This window comes from Uniformispora flossi, assembly GCF_049534875.1.
In the GTDB taxonomy this organism is placed as follows: domain Bacteria; phylum Actinomycetota; class Actinomycetes; order Streptomycetales; family Streptomycetaceae; genus Yinghuangia; species Yinghuangia aomiensis.
The window spans coordinates 200666-218519 of the sequence record NZ_JBMULZ010000011.1 but is presented as its reverse complement, the minus strand read 5'-3'; the positions used below and the strand labels follow the sequence as shown (position 1 = coordinate 218519).

The 17854-nt window shown below is 71.6% G+C and carries 13 protein-coding genes; 6 read left to right on the top strand and 7 right to left on the bottom strand.

Annotated elements, in window-relative coordinates; translation table 11 throughout:
- Window positions 1-143 precede the first annotated feature (143 nt).
- The 4 genes from ACPA54_RS24090 to ACPA54_RS24075 all read right to left on the bottom strand — a co-directional run bounded on the left by ACPA54_RS24090 (window position 144) and on the right by ACPA54_RS24075 (window position 5549).
- Window positions 144-797 (bottom strand): response regulator, encoded by a 654-nt coding sequence (locus ACPA54_RS24090; RefSeq protein ID WP_423532978.1) that lies wholly within the window; start codon window positions 795-797, stop codon window positions 144-146.
- Window positions 794-1966 carry a sensor histidine kinase gene (locus tag ACPA54_RS24085; RefSeq protein ID WP_423532976.1) on the bottom strand — a complete coding sequence of 391 codons (1173 nt, stop codon included), beginning with the start codon at window positions 1964-1966 and terminating at the stop codon, window positions 794-796. Before ACPA54_RS24085 ends, ACPA54_RS24090 begins: the two co-directional genes overlap by 4 nt.
- Window positions 1967-2102: 136 nt before the next feature.
- Window positions 2103-4631, bottom strand: coding sequence for an ABC transporter permease (locus ACPA54_RS24080; protein ID WP_423532974.1), 2529 nt, complete (start codon window positions 4629-4631; stop codon window positions 2103-2105).
- 159 nt (window positions 4632-4790) lie between these two features.
- The gene (locus tag ACPA54_RS24075; RefSeq protein WP_423533077.1) at window positions 4791-5549 is read right to left on the bottom strand and encodes an ABC transporter ATP-binding protein; all 759 of its coding nucleotides are present in this window, start codon (window positions 5547-5549) and stop codon (window positions 4791-4793) included.
- A 404-nt stretch (window positions 5550-5953) separates the two neighbouring features.
- On the opposite strand from ACPA54_RS24075, the gene ACPA54_RS24070 reads away from it, so the two are divergent.
- Together ACPA54_RS24070 and ACPA54_RS24065 are read left to right on the top strand one after the other, a co-directional pair.
- A complete protein-coding gene (locus tag ACPA54_RS24070; protein WP_345676789.1) occupies window positions 5954-6736 on the top strand; it encodes an ABC transporter ATP-binding protein in 783 nt (260 codons plus the stop codon).
- A gap of 66 nt (window positions 6737-6802) precedes the next feature.
- Window positions 6803-9325, top strand: coding sequence for an ABC transporter permease (locus ACPA54_RS24065; RefSeq protein WP_423532972.1), 2523 nt, complete (start codon window positions 6803-6805; stop codon window positions 9323-9325).
- Between the two features lie 204 nt (window positions 9326-9529).
- On the opposite strand, the gene ACPA54_RS24060 is transcribed toward ACPA54_RS24065, so the two are convergent.
- The gene (locus ACPA54_RS24060; RefSeq protein ID WP_423533075.1) at window positions 9530-10180 is read right to left on the bottom strand and encodes an endonuclease V; all 651 of its coding nucleotides are present in this window, start codon (window positions 10178-10180) and stop codon (window positions 9530-9532) included.
- Window positions 10181-10375: 195 nt separating this feature from the next.
- The gene (locus ACPA54_RS24055) at window positions 10376-11062 is read right to left on the bottom strand and encodes a SnoaL-like polyketide cyclase (RefSeq protein WP_345676787.1); all 687 of its coding nucleotides are present in this window, start codon (window positions 11060-11062) and stop codon (window positions 10376-10378) included.
- A gap of 398 nt (window positions 11063-11460) precedes the next feature.
- Here ACPA54_RS24055 and ACPA54_RS24050 point away from each other — a divergent pair, with 398 nt between their 5' ends.
- Entirely contained in the window at window positions 11461-12822 is a 1362-nt protein-coding gene (locus ACPA54_RS24050; protein WP_423532970.1) for an amidohydrolase family protein, read from the top strand.
- An 18-nt stretch (window positions 12823-12840) separates the two neighbouring features.
- On the opposite strand, the gene ACPA54_RS24045 is transcribed toward ACPA54_RS24050, so the two are convergent.
- Window positions 12841-13536: an SDR family NAD(P)-dependent oxidoreductase gene (locus tag ACPA54_RS24045; protein ID WP_423532968.1), complete on the bottom strand. Its 696-nt coding sequence runs from the start codon at window positions 13534-13536 to the stop codon at window positions 12841-12843.
- Window positions 13537-13639: 103 nt separating this feature from the next.
- On the opposite strand from ACPA54_RS24045, the gene ACPA54_RS24040 reads away from it, so the two are divergent.
- From ACPA54_RS24040 to ACPA54_RS24030, 3 genes are all read left to right on the top strand, one after another.
- Window positions 13640-14500, top strand: coding sequence for a helix-turn-helix transcriptional regulator (locus ACPA54_RS24040; protein WP_423532966.1), 861 nt, complete (start codon window positions 13640-13642; stop codon window positions 14498-14500).
- A gap of 143 nt (window positions 14501-14643) precedes the next feature.
- Window positions 14644-16074 (top strand): amidase, encoded by a 1431-nt coding sequence (locus ACPA54_RS24035; RefSeq protein ID WP_423532964.1) that lies wholly within the window; start codon window positions 14644-14646, stop codon window positions 16072-16074.
- Between the two features lie 254 nt (window positions 16075-16328).
- A complete protein-coding gene (locus ACPA54_RS24030) occupies window positions 16329-17666 on the top strand; it encodes a polysaccharide deacetylase family protein (protein ID WP_423532962.1) in 1338 nt (445 codons plus the stop codon).
- Window positions 17667-17854 lie beyond the last annotated feature (188 nt).

Below are 17854 nucleotides of genomic sequence, written 5' to 3'. Positions count from 1 at the left end.
CCCGGCCCGTTGTTGCACGGCCGTGAACCGGCCTTTAAATCGCCCGGATCACGCCCCTACTCGTCCCCAGCCCGGGACGAGAAGGGGCGTGCGGCACTGCCGGGGAAGAAGCGCCGCACGCCCGGTCCGGTGGCTGCCGGCGGCTACTGCCGGTTGATCAGCCCCGCGTCGTAGGCGACGATTCCCGCCTGCGTCCGGTTCGCGCAATCGAGTTTGACCAGCAGCCGCGACACGTAGCCCTTCACGGTCGCCTCGCTGAGGAACAGCCGTTCGCCGATCTGCGCGTTGGCCAGCCCCTCCCCCAGGCACGCCAGCACATCGCGCTCCCGTTCGGTGAGTTCGCCGATGCGCTCCAGCGCCCGCTGCCGCACCGCGTCCTGCCCGGCGGACGCCGTCACCAGGCCGCGGGTCGCCGCGGGAGACAGCACGGTGTGGCCCTCGTGGGCCACGCGCACCAGGCCGATGAGGTCTTCCGGCGGGGTGTCCTTGAGCAGGAACCCGGCCGCCCCGGCGTGCAGGGCGCGCAGCACGTACTGGTCGGGGTCGATGGTGGTCAGCACCACCACGCGCGGCGGGTCGGGGAGGTGCACGATGCGTTCGATCGCGGTGAGCCCGTCGACACCGGGCATGTGCAGGTCCATGAACACCACGTCGGGTGCGAGCCGCACGACGGACTCGACGGCTTCGGCACCGTCGTAAGCCTCGCCGACCACGTCGATGTCCGGCGCCGTGCCGAGGATCGTCCGCAGCAGCGTGCAGACCATGCGCTCGTCGTCGACCACCAGAACCCGGATCATCGCACCCCCGAGGCCGACTCTACCGGCGCGCCCGTCGGAAGATCCGCCCACACGGCGAACCCGCCGTCGCCGGTCGGCCCGGCACGCAGCGACCCGTTCACCATCTCCACGCGCTGCCGCAGGCCGCGCAGTCCGGTGCCTTCGCCGGGGAAGACGAGTTCGCACGGACCGGTCGGCCGGGTGTTGCGGACTTCGAGGCGGAGCCAGCCGTCCCGGTTGCGCACCACCACGTCGACGCGGGCGCCAGGGGCGTGCTTGTGCACGTTGGTGAGCGACTCCTGGACGATGCGGTAGGCGGTCCGCACCACGACGGGTGACGCCGCGGGCACCGGGTCGGCGTCCAGCTCCACGTCCACTCCGGCGCTGCGCGAGTCGGCGACCAGGGTGCCGAGGTCGAGTGCGCGCGGCAGGTCGTCCACGGCCGATCCGACGCTGTCCTCGCTGCGCAGGATCGCGACGAGGTTGCGGAGTTCCTCCATGGCCTGGCAGCCGACGAGGCGGAGTTCCTCGGCGGCCTGCCGGGTGCCGGCGTCGGGGGCGAGGGCCCGCAGGGCGCCGGCTTGCAGCACCATGAGGCTGACCCGGTGGGTGACGACGTCGTGCATTTCGCCGGCGAGTCGGGCGCGTTCCTCGGAGCGGGCGTGTTCGGCGCGGAGTTCCTGTTCGCGTTCGGCGCGTTCGGCGCGTTCTTCGAGGGCGGCGATGAGACGGCGGCGGGACGCGACGTAGAGGCCGTAGAGCGCGGGGGCGAGGCCGATGAGGATGTTGCCGATCTGGTCGGTGACCGTCGGCAGGTCCCACGGCCTCGCCCACAGGATGCTGAGCGGCACGACCGCCGCCCAGACCTTGCGCCGGTTGTCGGTGAACGCGCCGACCGCGTAGAGCGCCCACGGCATGGCGACGGCCTGTTCGGGGATGGACAGCAGCCCGCACGCGACGGCCACCGGGATGGGGTGGGTGCGGCGCCACAGCAGCAGGAACACGGACAGCAGCTGGGTGGCCGCCTTGACGTACTCGGTGCCGGCGATGTGCTCGTCGCGGTCGACCCAGGCCGCGATGCCCAGGACGACCACGACGAGGAGCAGGAAGCCGAGCGCGAAGACCCGGTCGAACGTCCGCGGGCGCAGCGGCCAGCTCAGACGCAGCCGCCCGATCGTCGCACTCCGCACTTTCCTGCCTCCTCGCCGCTGGTCCCGGTCCCGCCGGTCGGCCGTCCCCGGTGCCAGTGCCCACGCACATGCCCACACCGCGGCACCGGACACCGTGCCGAGCATCCCCGTCACCCCGTGTCCGCCGCTCATGCCGTCACGCGCCGCGGATGGCGCCGAGCACCTCCATCTTCGCCGCCCGCCGGGCCGGCCAGGCCGCGGCCAGCATGCCGACCAGCGCGGCCAGGATCAGGAACAGCCCCATTCGGTCCCACGGCACGACCGGGGTCATCTCGGTGCTGCCCTTGGCGGCGCGCACGCCGAGCACACCGATCAGCAGGCCGAGGCCCATGCCGAGCAGGGCGCCGAAGACCGAGATCAGCACGGCTTCCACCCGGATCATGACGCGGACCCGGCGGCGGTCCAAGCCGATCGCGCGAAGCATGCCGATCTCGCGGGTGCGTTCGAAGACGGACATGGCAAGGGTGTTCACGATGCCGATGACCGCGATGACGATGGCCATGCCGAGGAGGCCGTAGAGGAGGTTGAGCAACAGGTCGATGATGCCGCCCAGTTCCTTGCGGTAGTCGTCCTTGGACATGATCTTGACGGCCGGGTTGTCGCCGAGCGCCTTCTTGAGGGTGCCGCGCAGGGCGCCTTCCTGTCCGGGCGCGGCCTTGACGAAGATCGCGCTCGCCAGCGGCCGGTCCAGGTGCGGGGCGAGTGCCTCGGTGGTCATGAGGGCGTCGCCGAGCAGCAGGTTCTTCTTGTAGATGCCGCCGACCGGGATGCTCGCGGTCTTGCCGTCGGGGAAGGTGACGTCGGCGAGGCTGCCGACCTTCCAGCCCTTGTCCTCGGCACGCTGCTCGTCGACGATCAGGCCGGTCGCGAAGCCCTGGGGGCCGCCTTCGACGAATTCGGCGTGCAGCAGGTCCATGCCGGTTTTGGCGTCCAGCGCGGTGATGTCGGTGTCCTTGCCGCCGACCCGGGCCTGGGCGCCGAGCTGCGGGGACATCGCCTGCACGCCCGGCGCCTTGCGGACCGCGTCGACCATGGCGGCGTCCATGGGGGTGCCGGAGACCATCTCCACGCCGTAGTCGGCGGAGATGCCGCGCAGCGCGACCCGGTCGAGTTCCTGTTTGAGCGAGGACCCGAAGACGGACAGCGTGCTGACCAGGATGAGGCCGATCATCAGGGCGGACGCGGTGGCCGCGGTGCGGCGCGGGTTGCGGACCGCGTTCTCCTTGGCGAGCTTGCCGGACACCCCGAACAGGGCGGCCAGCGGCCGGCCGAGCAGCCGCAGCACCGGCGTGGACAGCAGCGGCACCAGCATGATGACGCCGATCAGCGCGAGGAACCCGCCGCCCATGATCATCATCAGGTCGCCGTTGCCCTTGTCCTCGACCCTGCTGACGCCGTAGACGACGGCGACACCGAGCGCGACCAGCAGGCCGCCCACCGCGTTGCGGACGCGCAGGCTCTTGGTGCTCGGCGGCAGGTCGCTGCGCAGCGCGGCGACCGGCGGGATCGACGACGCCCGGTGCGCGGGCAGCCAGGCGGCGACCACGGTGACCAGCACGCCGACCACGAGCGCGGCGATGATCGCACCGGACGAGATCACCACGGGCCCGGGCGGGAGTTCCGCGTCGATCGCGTCGAACACCGCGCGCAGGGCCTGGCACAGGCCGATGCCGAGGACGTAGCCGACGATGCCGGACACCAGGCCGAGCACCGTCGCCTCGACCAGCACCGCCCGGGACACCTGGCGGCGGGTCGCGCCGATGGCCCGCAGCAGCGCGAACTCGCGGGTGCGCTGGGCGACCAGCATGGAGAACGTGTTGGCGATGATGAACGTGCCGACGAACAGCGCGATGCCGGCGAACATCAGCAGCGTCTGGGTGAGGCTCTTGGTGCTGCGCTCGATGTCGTTCTGCTGGTCGGTGCGCAGCGCGTCGCCGGTCTTGGCCTCCGCACCGCGCGGGGTGAGCGGTTGGATCTCGGCGAGCAGCGCGGCCTCGGCGGTACCGGGGGCTGCGTAGACGGCGATCGTGCTGTAGGCGCCGGGCCGGCTGAACAGGGCCTGCGCGGTGCCGCGGTCGAACAGGGTCAGGGTGCCGCCGAGCTTGTACTGCGCGTCGTCGGTGGTGAAGGTGCCGACGAGCAGCGGGGTGAGGACGGGGCCGTTGGCGACCACGCGGATGCGGTCGCCGACCTTGAACCCGGCGTCCTGCGCCGCGCGTTCGTCGATGGCCACCTCGCCGGAACCGGCTGGGCCGCGGCCGCTGGTGAAGCGGTACTTGGGGTCCTGGCCGTCCTTGCCGGGCGAGAACGTGGTGCCGGTGGTGTTGCGGCGCCCGCCCATCCGGTCGCCGTCCTTGTCGACCACCGCGGTGAAGCCGGAGTTGGTCGCACGGACCGCGGAAACGCCGGGCAGGGTGCGGATCTTGTCGACGAGCTTCTCGTCGAGCTGCGGCACTTGCAGGTCGCGGGTGGCGTCCGCGGTGGCGCGCATGCCGACCGCGACGTCCTTCAGGTCGGTGGCGGCGGCCTTCCGGTAGCCGTCGGACACGGTCGCGTTGAGCGTCAGCACGCCCGACACGAAGGCCACGCCGAAGACGATCGCGATCGCCGTGAGCAGCAGTCTGAGCCGGTGCGCGACCAGGTTGCGCACGGTGGTTTTCCACATGTCGGTTCCGTCCTCGGCGGGTGGTTCCGCCGGGTCCGCGGCAGGTTGCGGGCAGGCGGCACCGCCCGACCGGCCAGTTGGCGGGCCGCTACGCGAACTCCCCTAGGGGATCTGAGAGATCTGACGCCGGCGGATGATGTGCGGTGGGGGTGGCGGCGGCTAGGCGGTGCGGAGCTTGTCGAACCGCTTCATGCGTTCGAGGACCCGGTCGGGCGTCGGCGCGTCCATCTCGTCGACGATGTGGCCGTCCGCCAGGAAGACCACCTGGTGCGCGTAGGACGCGGCTCCGGGGTCATGCGTGACCATCACGATGGTCTGCCCGAGCACGTCGACGCTGCGCCGCAGGAAGCCGAGGACCTCGGCGCCCGACCGGGAGTCGAGGTTGCCGGTCGGCTCGTCCGCGAACACGATCTCCGGACGCGAGGCCAGCGCCCGGGCGCACGCCACGCGCTGCTGCTGGCCGCCGGACAGCTCGGTCGGCCGGTGTTTGAGCCGGTCCTGGAGCCCGACCGCGGAGATCACCTGCTCCAGCCACGCCGGATCCGGCTTGTGGCCGGCGATGTCCATCGGCAGCGTGATGTTCTCCAGCGCGGTCAGCGTCGGCAGCAGGTTGAACGCCTGGAACACGAACCCGATCCGGTCGCGCCGGAGCTTGGTCAGCTCCTTGTCCTTGAGCTGGGTGATCTCCGTGCCGGCGATCCATACCCGGCCGCGGGTGACCGAGTCGAGCCCGGCCAGGCAGTGCATCAGCGTCGACTTGCCGGAACCCGAGGGGCCCATGATCGCGGTGAAGCGGCCCCGCGGAATGTCGATGTCGACCGCGTCGAGCGCGCGCACCTGCGTCTCGCCCTCGCCGTACGCCTTGGTGAGCTGCGCGGCGCGCGCCGCCACCCCCGGGTCGTTCGGTGGTGCGGGCACCTCGGCCCCGTCCGGCGGCGACGGCCTGCGGTGCCGGTCCGGCTGCTGGGTCACGGGTCCTCCTCGGCTGCGGTACGGGATCCGCCCGGTGCGGACCGCGCACGGGGCGGCGAACGTGACTCCAGGCTCGCCCCCCGCACCCGTCCGCCGGTAGCCCACAACGGCTGCGCGGGCACCGACGAAAGTCGCGGCGGGTCCTCCGGAAGAAGGAGCGCGCTACGCCGTCCGAGGTCCCTACCCCGAGCCCCGCCCCCTAGGGGAGCGCGTACGCCGGGATGGTGCCGCTCCTCCTGGGGGAGGACCACGTGATCAGTTCCTGACGACGATTCATCAGGCGAACACCGCACCTACCGTGATCGTGTCACTCGAAAAATGTCGTCGCTCTAGCCATCGCAGGAGTTCACGTGACCACGGCCACGGCTGCCACCAAAGACGCGGATCCCCGGGGCACCGGCATCGCCGCCCGCGCCCAGCAGCTCACCAAGGCGTACGGCGAGGGCGAGACCCGCGTGGTCGCGCTGAACGCCGTCGACGTCGAAATCGCCCGCGGCCAGTTCACCGCCATCATGGGCCCGTCCGGTTCCGGCAAGTCGACGCTGATGCACTGCCTGGCCGGGCTCGACTCGGTCTCGTCCGGGCGCAGCTGGATCGGCGACACGGAGATCACCGGTCTGAAGGACAAGGAGCTGACCAAGCTCCGCCGCGACCACATCGGCTTCATCTTCCAGGCGTTCAACCTGCTCCCGACGCTGACCGCGCTGGAGAACATCACGCTGCCGATGGACATCGCCGGCCGCAAGCCCGACCAGGCGTGGCTCGACAACGTCATCGACACGGTGGGCCTGCGCGACCGCCTGTCGCACCGCCCGACCGAGCTGTCCGGCGGCCAGCAGCAGCGCGTCGCCTGCGCCCGCGCGCTCGCGTCGCGCCCGGAGATCATCTTCGGGGACGAGCCGACCGGCAACCTGGACTCCCGGTCCGGCGCCGAGGTGCTCGGCTTCCTGCAGCGCAGTGTGCGCGAACTCGGCCAGACCATCGTCATGGTCACCCACGACCCGAGCGCCGCGTCCTACGCGGACCGCGTCCTCTTCCTCGCGGACGGCCAGATCGTCGACGAGATGCACCGTCCGACCTCCGACGCCGTGCTGGAGCGCATGAAGCGCTTCGACGCCGCGCGCACGAGCTGAGACCCGGAGAGCCGTCCCCCCATGTTGAAGGCATCCTTCCGAAGCTTCCTGTCCCACAAGGGACGCATGGTGCTCTCGGCGATCGCCGTGCTGCTCTCCGTGGCCTTCGTGTCCGGCACGCTGATCTTCACCGACACCATCACCAAGACATTCGACGACCTGTTCAGCTCCACCGCGGCCGACGTGACCGTGTCGCAGAAGTCCGACCAGAGCGACGAAGACCTGGCCATGTCCGGCCAGATCAAGTCGATCCCGGTGACCACCGTCGACAAGCTCGCGACGGTCGAAGGCGTCAAGGCCGCGCACCCGAGCGTCGACGTCGAGAGCATCACCCTGGTCAACGCGGACAACAAGGTCCTCGGCCGGGACAACGGCCCGCCGACGATCGGCGTCAACTGGTACCACACCGACCGTTCCGCGGTGAACATCACGTCGGGCAGCCCGCCGACCGGCCCCAACCAGGTCGTCATCGACGCGGACACCGCCGACCGCAAGAACGTGAAGATCGGCGACCAGCTCCGCATCATCAACGCGTTCGGCCGGACCGACGTCAAGGTCGTCGGCATCGCCACGTTCACCAAGACGAACCCCGGTGCCACGCTGGCGTTCCTGGAGACCAAGTTCGCGCAGCAGACGCTGCTGGGCTCCACCGACAAGATCAGCTCGGTCGAACTCGACGCGGCCCCCGGCGTCAGCGACGAGCAGCTCAAGGCCAACGTCACCAAGGCGCTCGGCCCGGGCTTCGAGGTCAAGACCGCCGACGAGGCGGCCAAGGACGCGGCCGACCAGCTCGGCACGTTCATCAACTTCATCAAGTACTTCATGCTCGGCTTCGCCGGCGTCGCGGTGCTGGTCGGGATCTTCCTGATCTTCAACACCTTCTCGATGCTCGTCGCGCAGCGCACCCGTGAACTGGGCCTGCTCCGCGCGATCGGCGCGAGCCGCGGCCAGGTCACCAAGTCGGTGCTCGTCGAGTCGGTGCTGCTCGGCCTGATCGGTTCGACGCTCGGCCTCGCGGCCGGGTTCGGCCTCGCGGTCGGCCTCAAGGCGCTGATGACCGCCGCGGGCATGAACCTCAAGGGCGCCGAGCTGGTGTTCAAGCCGCTCACCCCGATCGTCGCCTACCTCGTGGGCACGCTCGTCACCGTCATCGCCGCGTACATCCCGGCGCGCCGCGCCAGCCGCATCTCTCCGATGGCCGCGCTGCGCGAGGCGGGCGCCCCGCAGCAGAAGCCGCTCAAGGTCCGCACGATCATCGGCCTCGTGCTCGTCGCGGCCGGCGCGTTCGCGCTCGTCGGTGCGGCGACCGGGTCCGGCGGCGGCGCGGGCGGCCTGCTCGGCCTCGGCATCCTGCTGACCCTGGTGTCGTTCGTGGTGCTCGGCCCGGTGCTGGCCCGCACGGTCATCCCGGCGCTGTCCGCGGGCTTCCCGAAGTGGTTCGGCCCGATGGGCCGGCTCAGCCGGCAGAACTCGGTCCGCAACCCGCGCCGCACCGGCGCCACCGCGTCCGCGGTGATGATCGGCGTCGCGCTGGTGTCGGCCACGTCGGTGGTCGCCTCGTCGATGAACGCGTCGATCGCCGACCAGATCGACAAGAACTTCGGCGCGGACTTCACCGTCCAGGCGAACCAGTCCAACCCGCTGCCGGACGAGATCGCCACGTCGGTCAAGGCGACCGAAGGCGTCGGCCAGGTGGTCCGCGCCCGGCTCATCGGCGGCGTGAACCTGACCTACCCGGACGGCCACACCACCACCAAGGACCAGATCAACGCGGTCGACCCGGGCTACACGTCGATGTGGAAGACCGACTACAAGGACGGCGACAAGGGCCGCGTCGGCGAGCCCGGCACGATCGCCGTGTCCGAAGGCGTCGCGAAGGACCACAAGGCGGTCGTCGGCAGCACCGTCAACGTGACGTTCCCGGGCGGGCAGTCCGTCCCGCTCAAGGTCGTCGCGGTGCAGAAGGACGCCAAGGGCGGCTTCGGCTTCGGCAACGCGTCGACGCTGTCGATCGCCGACGTCGACAAGGCCGACCCGGGCACCCACGACTTCCTCGTCATGTTCAACGGCAAGGAAGGCGCCAACAAGGAGCAGGTCAGCGCAGCCGTCAAGAAGACGCTCGACCCGTACCCGCAGTTCAAGGTGCGCGACCAGTCCGACTACAAGGACCAGGTCAAGGGCCAGATCAACTTCCTGCTCTACCTGATCTACGCCCTGCTCGGCCTGACGATCATCATCGCCATCCTCGGCGTGGTGAACACCCTGGCCCTGTCGGTCGTCGAACGCACCCGCGAGATCGGCCTCATGCGCGCCATCGGCGCGTCCCGCCGGCAGATCAAGCGGATGATCAAGCTGGAAGCCATCGCCATCGCGGTCTTCGCGGCCCTGATCGGCTTGGCCCTGGGCCTCACCTGGGGTGTGGTCACCCAGCGACTCCTGGCCAACTACGGCCTCGAACTGCTGTCCCTCCCCTGGGTCAGCCTGATCTCGATGGTCGTCGCCGCGGCCGTCATCGGCCTCCTCGCCGCCCTCATGCCGGGGCGCCGGGCCGCCAAGATGAACGTGCTCCGCGCGATCGCCTCGGAGTAACCCGGCCGGCACACCACCGAAGCGCCCGCTCCCCGCACCGGGGGGCGGGCGCTTCGCCGTTGCCGCCCGCGGCGGTTCCGTGATTCGTGCCGCGCACTTGCACGGCACGCAACTTCCCCCTGCACAACGTGCGATGGAGATCGAGTCGCCGCGCCTCTACCGTGGACGGTGTCCGGACGACGATCCGTCTCCGCGCTCCGCTCGTCAGCCGGATGTCCCGCTCGCCGCCCGGGCTTTCAAGGCCGCCCGGCACGCCGAGTCGGCCGCGCGGGTGGTTTCCGGAAGGCGGTAGCGCGTGGTGAGCGCCAGCGCGTGCCGGCAGGCGGTGTCCAGGTCCAGGCCGTGGCCGACCGAGACGAACACCGGCTTCACGTTGCGCTGGGTGCGGAGCACCCGCCCCACGACGTCGCCGTCGAGCATCAGATCGGAAGCCGCGCCGCGTTCGGGGCCGGGCGGGTCCCACGTGCCGACGAAGGCGGTCTTGCCGATGCCGATGCTCGGGATTCCGGTGTGCACGCCGATGTGGCAGGCGAGGCCGAACCGCCGCGGGTGGGCGAGGCCCTGCCCGTCGCAGACCAGCAGGTCCGGAGGCGTCTCCAGCTCGTCGAGCGCGGCCAGCAGCGACGGCAGCTCACGGAAGGCGAACAGTCCGGGTACGTAGGGGAATTGCGCCTCGCCGAGGACGACCGACCGTGCGACGACGTCCAGCGTCGCGGCGTCCAGGACGACGACGGCCGCGGCCAGCCGGTCCGAATCCTCGGCGTACGCGACGTCCAGCCCGGCGATCCGCCGCACCTCGTCCGGCCCGGGTCCCGGCCCGGCGGCGTCGACGAGCGGCCGCAGCCGGTCCTGCATCGCCAGCGCTTCGGCGGGGGTCGAGGGCCGGCCTTCGGCCGCGGGCTCTCGTGCGCTGCCGTGCTCCGGCTCGGTTGCGGGCTCGGGTCGGGACGCCGGCGCGAACCCGGGTTCCCGTGGGGCGTTGGTCGGCACGGGACCACCGTAGACCGGCCCCGTGCCCGCCCCCACCGGTTATCCCGCGGGCCAGGACAACTAGCCCTCGGTCGGCTTGGCGCCGTGCGCGACCGGGCAGCCGCCGGTGAGCTGACCGAGGAACGCGTTCGGGTCGTAGAAGTGCTCGACGTCCAGCAGCCGCAGGTCGTCGCTGACCTTGGCGACGCTGATGCCGAACATCTCGATCGTCTTCCCGTTCGGCGCGAAGCCGTGGTACTCGCCGTCGAAGGCACCCCAGTGCCGCCACTTGAACGTCACCACCGGCGGCGGGGAGAGCACCTCCAGAACCTCCCAGTAGAACCCGTTCGGGAAGGCCTCGTGGAAGATGTGGTGCGACGACTCGAAGTCCTCTTCGCCGGAGCGGTAGAAGATGCTGTCGCCGATGAGGATGTTGTAGCTGCCGATCGCGGCGATGTCCGCGGCGCTCGCCCACGGGCCGCCGTTGACACGTGTCCGGAACTTCTCGGTGACCATCGACACCCAGGTCGCGGGGTCCTTCTTGTGCGAGACCTCCATTTCGAAGACCTGCACGATGCTCTCGACGATCGCCTCGAGAGATCCGGTGTCGAACGTGTGGGTGCGCTGCGCCGGCATCACCGTGTGGGACAGGTGGTAGTCCGGGGCGCCTTCGCGCCAGTCCGCCGCGTCGGCGGCGGCCATGACGGCCTCGCGGCCCTGGAGCCACAGGGGGGTCTCGGGTACGTCGGTGCTCTCCACAGCAGTCATGAGGGCGATCGTGTACCCATGGCGGCCGCCATGGCAACCTCCCGGATGGCAACTCTCCGTATATATCCGCGAGTTCCGCAATGCTCCGGCGAATTCACTTTGCCCATCAAGCGCCCGGGTTCCATTTCCCGCCAACAACCCTACGGTGTAAAGGAATTGGAAGCTCCACTTCCGCATTCCCGGGGCTTCCACCAGCACAGGTCGGCACGTACGGAGCGTGTCGGCGCTCCGGGCGCGGTGTGGCGGGCCGCCCGGCCCCCGGCCGGCGGGTGCGACGAGGGTCACCCCCGCCAACCGCCGGTTTCCGATGGGATCGCCCGGCCCGTAACCCCTCGGTAACCCTGCGGCAACAGCGCGCCCTCAGAGTGGTTGGACACCCGGCCCGAGGAGAAGCCGCTGTGACCGACACGACCACCTTGACCGGCGCGACGCTGCCCGACGGCCGCGTCCGCGACGTCGTCCTGCGGCACGGCAGCGTCAGCCACCTGCGGCCGGCCGGCCCCGCCGTTCCCGCCTGCAACCACGTCGACCTGAGGGGCTACCTGCTGCTGCCCGCCCCCGTCGAGCCACACCTGCACTTGGACCGCGCGCTCACCTGGGAGCCGACCGGCACGGACCCGGGCGGCCGGGACGGCGCGACCCGGTCGTGGCGCGCGTGGCCGGCCCGGTACGGCGTCGCCGACCTGCGCCGCCGCGCGCACACCGCCTTGCTCGCGCTGTCCGCGAACGGCGTCACCGCGGTCCGCGCCCACGTCGACGTCGGCGCGGGCGCCGGGTCCCCGCTGCGCGCCGTGGAGATCCTCCGCGACCTGCGCGAGGACCTCTACCGCATCCTCGACCTCCAGGTCGTCGCGGTGCCTTCCCCCGGCCTGTCGGACCGCGCCGCGCTGGACGCGTTCGCCGCGGGCGCGAACCTGCTCGGCGGCCGCCCGCACCTCGCCCCGGACCCGCGCATCGAGACGCGCCGCCTGCTGCGGCTCGCCGACCGCGCCGAAACCGACCTCGACGTCCACCTCGACGACCAGCCGGACCGCCGGGTCCTCGCGGTCGCCGACCTCGCCCGGCTGCTGCGCGCGTCGGGCTTCGGCCGCCGGGTGACGGCGAGCCACTGCGCGGGGCTCGGCGTCCTGCGTCCGCCCGCGCTGGCCAAGGTCGTCGAGGCGATCGCAGCGTCGGGCATGGGCGTGGTGGGGCTGCCGTCCGCGGCCGACACCGGGGCGCTGCGGACGTCCCGGCAGCTCGTCGGCGTCCGCGGCCTGCCGGACCGCCGCCTGCCCGCCCGGGCCCGCGCCCTCGTGCGCAACGCCCGGGCCGCCGCCGACCCGACGTGCGACGTCCGCCGGGCCGGGCAGGTGCCGTTCGGCGGCACGGCTCCGCTGCACGCGCTGCTGCGGGCCGGTGTGCCGCTGGCGGCGGGCGGCGACCACCTGCGTGATGCGCTGCACCCGATGGGCCGCGCCGACGCGTTCGAGACGGCGGCGCTGCTGGCCGCCGCGGGGGGCCTCACCCCCGCGGACGCCTACGCGGCGGTGAGCACCGGCGCCCGCGCCGTGCTCGGCCTCCCGGCGGCGGGCCCGGAACCGGGCGCGGTCGCCGACTTGGTGGCGGTACGCGCCGGAAGCCTCGCGGAGGCGCTGGCGGCACCGCCGACCGACCGGATCGTCATCCGGCACGGGCGGGTGGTGGCTCGGGCGACCACGCCGCGGGTGCCCGCGCAACGGGGCCGGGCGGGCGTCCGGGTGCCCGTGGGGGTGCGATGAGGGGATGCCCGGTCCCGGCTACCAGTCGACCGCGCCCGCGTTGTCGAAGTAGCCGCCGGTCGGCCCGTCGGCGCCGATGAGGGCGAGCCGCACGATCACGTCGGCGCCTTCCTCCACGGTCTGCGTTCCGGCGTTCCCGTTGAGGTCGGTGGCGGTGTAGCCGGGGTCGACGGTGTTGATGCGGATTCCGGGGAGGGCCTTGGCGTACTGCACCGTCACCATGTTCACGGCGGACTTGGACGAGGCGTAGACGATGCTCGGAAACGTCGACTCCAGCCGTCCGGGGGTCGTGGTGACCGCAAACGACCCCAGCCCGCTGCTGACGTTGACGATCACGGGTGCGGCGCTGTCGGCGAGCAGCGGCAGGAACGCGCGGGTGGTGCGGACGATGCCGAACACGTTGGTGTCGTACACGCGCCGCATGTCGTCCGCGTCGACGTCGCCGACGTCCTGCCACCCTCCGGCGATTCCGGCGTTGTTGACGAGGACGTCCAGGTGTCCGGCTTCCTGCCCGATCAGCGCCGCGGCCCGCGTGACGCTCGCGTCGTCGGTGACGTCGAGGGGCACGAACCGGGCGCCGAGCGCCGCGGCGGCTTCCTTCCCGCGCTGTTCGTCCCGGCAGCCGAGGTAGACGGTGTGGCCTTCGGCGAGGAGTCGGCGGGCGGCCTCGTAGCCGAGACCCTTGTTTGCTCCGGTGATCAATGTGGTGGTCATGTCGGCGAGTCTTGTGCCGGCCCGGCGGCGCAGGTAGGGCCCACGATTGCCTAGGGACTGGCAGTACCAGGCTGCGCGGCGGGCCGGGCCGGATAATCGAGGCATGCCCACCACCGCTCCGAAACACGGCGACCTCGGCAAAGCCCTGCGCAGTTGGCGCGACCGCGTCGACCCGGCCGAGGTGGGGGTGCCGCACGGCGGGGTGCGGCGCGCGGCGGGACTGAGGCGCGAGGAACTGGCGCAGCTCGCCCAGGTGTCCGTGGACTACCTGATCCGGCTCGAACAAGGCCGGGCGACGTCGCCGTCCCCGCAGGTGCTGGAGGCGCTGGCGCGGGCGCTGCGGCTGTCCGGACAGGAACGCGCGCACCTGTTCCGCCTGGCCGGGCACACGCCGCCGGGACCGGACCGGATCCCGCGGTACATCTCGCCGAGCCTGCAGCGGCTGCTCGACCAGCTCGACGGCACGCCGCTGAGCGTGCACGACGCGGCAGGGAACCTGGTGACGTGCAATGCGCTGTGGACGGCGCTGTTCGGCGACCAGTCGTTGCGCAAAGGCCGCGACGCCAACGTCTACTGGCGGCACTTCACCGGCGATGCGGGTCTTGTCTCGCACACCGACGAGCAACGGGAGCGCTTCGAGGTCAACGGCGTCGGCGACCTTCGCGCGTCCAGCGCCCGCTACCCGGACGACCCGGAGCTGCGGAGTCTGATCGACGACCTCTACGAGCGCAGCCCGCGCTTCGCGGAGCTGTGGGACAGCCACGTCGTCGCGGACCACGTCAACGACACGAAGACGATCCACCACCCGGCGGTGGGGTCGATCACGATGGACTGCGATGTGCTGACGGTGCCGGGCAGCGATCTGCACATCATCGCGTATACGACCAAGCCGGGGAGCGAGGCGGCGGGGAAGCTGCGGCTGCTGGCGGCGATCGGGATGCAGGACCTGACGACGGCGGAATGATCGGCTGACAGTTCGTCACCTGCCCTTTTGGGCACGCGGACGCCGGCCTGACTCCCCGTCGGCCGTCCGCCCCCTGGCGTTATCCGACGTCCCGTCCCATGATGGCGTCAAGCAAAATGCTTGATCGAGGCAAGGAGCGCGGCATGGGTGCAGGCGAGGTGTTGGACCGGAACGACGTCGTCGGTTTGGCCGGGCTGGTGCGGGACGGCGAGGTCACGCCCGTCGAGCTGCTGGACGCGGTGGTCGCGCGGATCGAGGAGCGCAACCCCGTCCTGAACGCCCTGGTCGCGACACGTGTCGACGAGGCGTACGCCGAGATCGCGGCCGGCCTGCCCGACGGCCCCCTCCGCGGTGTCCCCTTCGGCGTGAAGGACCTCGGCTGCGATGTGGCCGGCATGGCGTCGACGTCCGGCAGCCGGCTGTTCGCGGACAACGTCGTCGACGCGGACGGCGTCCTCGCGGGCCGCTACCGCCGCGCGGGCCTGGTGATCGTCGGCAAGACCAACACCCCGGAGTTCGGCAAGAACGCCAGCACCGAGCCGCTGCTGTTCGGCAAGACCCGGAACCCGTGGAACACCGGCCACACCGCGGGCGGCTCCAGCGGCGGCTCGGCGTCCGCCGTCGCGGGCGGCATCCTGCCCGCCGGGCACGCGAACGACGGCGGCGGCTCGATCCGGATCCCCGCGGCGTGCTGCGGGCTGTTCGGGCTCAAGCCGTCGCGCGCCCGGGTGCCGAGCGACAACGGCGCGGGCGCGTTCGCGTACCCGGTGTCGATGGCGCACGCGGTGACCCGCACCGTGCGCGACTCCGCGGCGCTGCTCGACGCCGTCGCGGGCCCGCTGCCCGGCGATGCCACGCTCACCCCCGCCGACCCGGGCTCGTTCCTGGCCGCGCTCGCCGAGGCGCCCGGCCGCCTCCGCATCGGATACGCGACCGCCAACGCCGAGGGTGTCCCCGCGCACCCGAAGGCCATCGAGGCCGTCGAGCGCACGGCCGCGCTGCTCGCCGAACTCGGCCACCATGTCGAGGAATCCGCGCCGAAGTGGGACATGCCGTCGGTGGCGGGCGTGCTCAGCACCGTCATGGGCGCGGAGACCGCGTCGCGCATCCAGGACCGGCTCGCCGCGCTGGGCCGCGACCTCGCCGACGACGACCTGGAGCCGGCGACCCGCTGGATCAACGACCGGGTCCTCGCGCAGACCAGCACCGAGCTGTCCCGGGCGCTCCGCAACGCGGAGTTGATCGGACGTCAGATCGCGCCGTGGTTCCAGGAGTTCGACATCTGGCTGACCCCGACTCTGGGGGTCGAGGTGCCCGAGCTGGGCTGGATGGACACGACCCGGATCGAAACCCTCGCCAACGCGGCGAAGATGACCTGGTTCACCTCGGTCTTCAACGTGACCGGGCTGCCGTCGGCGTCCGTCCCGGCCGGGTTCGACGGCAACGGGCTCCCGCTCGCGATCGAACTGACCGGCCGCATGGGCGCCGAGGCCACGCTGCTCCGCGTCGCCGCACAGCTGGAGGAAGCCGCGCCGTGGCCGTGGCAGGCGCCGTGGGAGCCGGCCACCGCCTGAGCCTCGACAACCTTCACCCGTCCGGCCGCTTCCCGCGGCCGGACGGGTGTGCTTGAGGCACCCGTCATGCCTGGCGCGGCTCGATTAAACGGATGAACATACCGCGACACACCCGCACGGGGAGGATCATTTCTGCGGAACGGCAGGAACGGCCCCGTACGGTGACATCACGTCAGCGGATCCTCGGCCGCCTTCCCCGTCTCGACCGGGCGCCCGTCCGGGATCCCCCAGCTCTCCCCCGGACGAGGTGAGTCGTGCGTTCCGCACGTGGTGCAGCCCTGCTCGTAGCCGTCGCGGTCTTGGCCGTGCTCGGCTTCGTGTTCCTGGCCAAGGACAACGACGGCGGGAAGTCCCCGAGCGGCAAGTCCGGCGACCCCAACGTCCAGGCCGCGCCGAAGCCGGACGCCCCGGCCGCGGTGACGCTGATCGGCGACGGGTCCACGTCCGTCACCGGACCGCAGCCGCACCAGCCGCCGGTGGAGAAGCTCGCGCCGGGCCAGACGCCGCCGCAGTTCGTGGTGTTCTCGTGGGACGGCGTCGGCGAGGACAACCAGAAGCTGTTCTCGCACTTCCGGCAGGTCGCCGCGGAGTCCAACGCGAAGATGACGTTGTTCCTGAGCGGGATCTACGTGCTGCCCGGCAGCCAGCGCGCGCAGTACCACGCGCCGAACAAGGCGGTCGGGCAGACGGACATCTCGTTCCTGGACGCGAACGAGGTCCACGACACCATTCAGCAGCTGGGTTTGGCGTGGAAGGAGGGCCACGAGGTCGGCACGCACTTCAACGGGCACTTCTGCGGGCCGACGGGCGGCGGGTCGTGGTCGCCGGCGGACTGGGTGTCGGAGACCCAGCAGGCCGTGAAGTTCGTGCAGACGTGGAAGACGACGACGGGGATCACGGATCTGCCGCCGCTGCCGTTCGACTACAAGAAGGAACTGGTCGGCGGGCGGGCGCCGTGTCTCGAGGGTCAGAAGGCGCTGCTGCAGGCGGCGCCGCAGCTGGGGTTCCGGTACGACTCCAGCTCGCCGGGCGGGCGTCAGGTGTGGCCGGCGAAGGCGAACGGGATCTGGGACTTCCCGCTGCAGTCGATTCCGCTGCCGGGGCATTCCTTCGAGGTGCTCTCGATGGACTACAACATCATGTTCAACCAGTCCCGCACGGTGAAGGGTGATCCGGCGAAGTTCCCGGAGTGGGAGGAGCAGGCGTTCCAGAGCTACATGGCGGGGTTCAACCGGGCGTACTCGACGAACCGGGCGCCGTTCGTCATCGGTAACCACTTCGAGAGCTGGAACGGCGGCATCTACATGAAGGCCGTGGAGCGGACGATGCGGACGGTGTGCGGCAAGGAGGGCGTGCGCTGCGTGTCGTTCCGCGAGCTGGCGGACTGGATGGACGCGCAGGACCCGGCCGTGCTCGCCAAGCTGCAGAAGCTGAACCTCGCGGAGAAGCCGAACTGGGCCACGTACATCCCCCCGGCCGGCGCCCCTGCCGCCCCGGGCGCTCCCGCCGCCCCGGCCGCCCCCGGCGGCGCACCGGCGAGCCCGCCCCCGGTCCAGGCAGGCCTGCCTCCGGCGGTCAAGCCGACCCGCTGAGACCCGCTCCGACGGCACTCCCCCAGAACGATCGACGGATCCCCGGTCGCCTACGGGCACCGGGGATCCGTCGTGTCCGGGCGTGGGGCGGGGCGGGACGTGGCGGGACGTGGCGGGGCGGGGCGGGGCGGGGCGGGGCGGGGCGGGGCGGGGCGGGGCGGGGCGGGGCGGGGCGGGGCGGGACATGG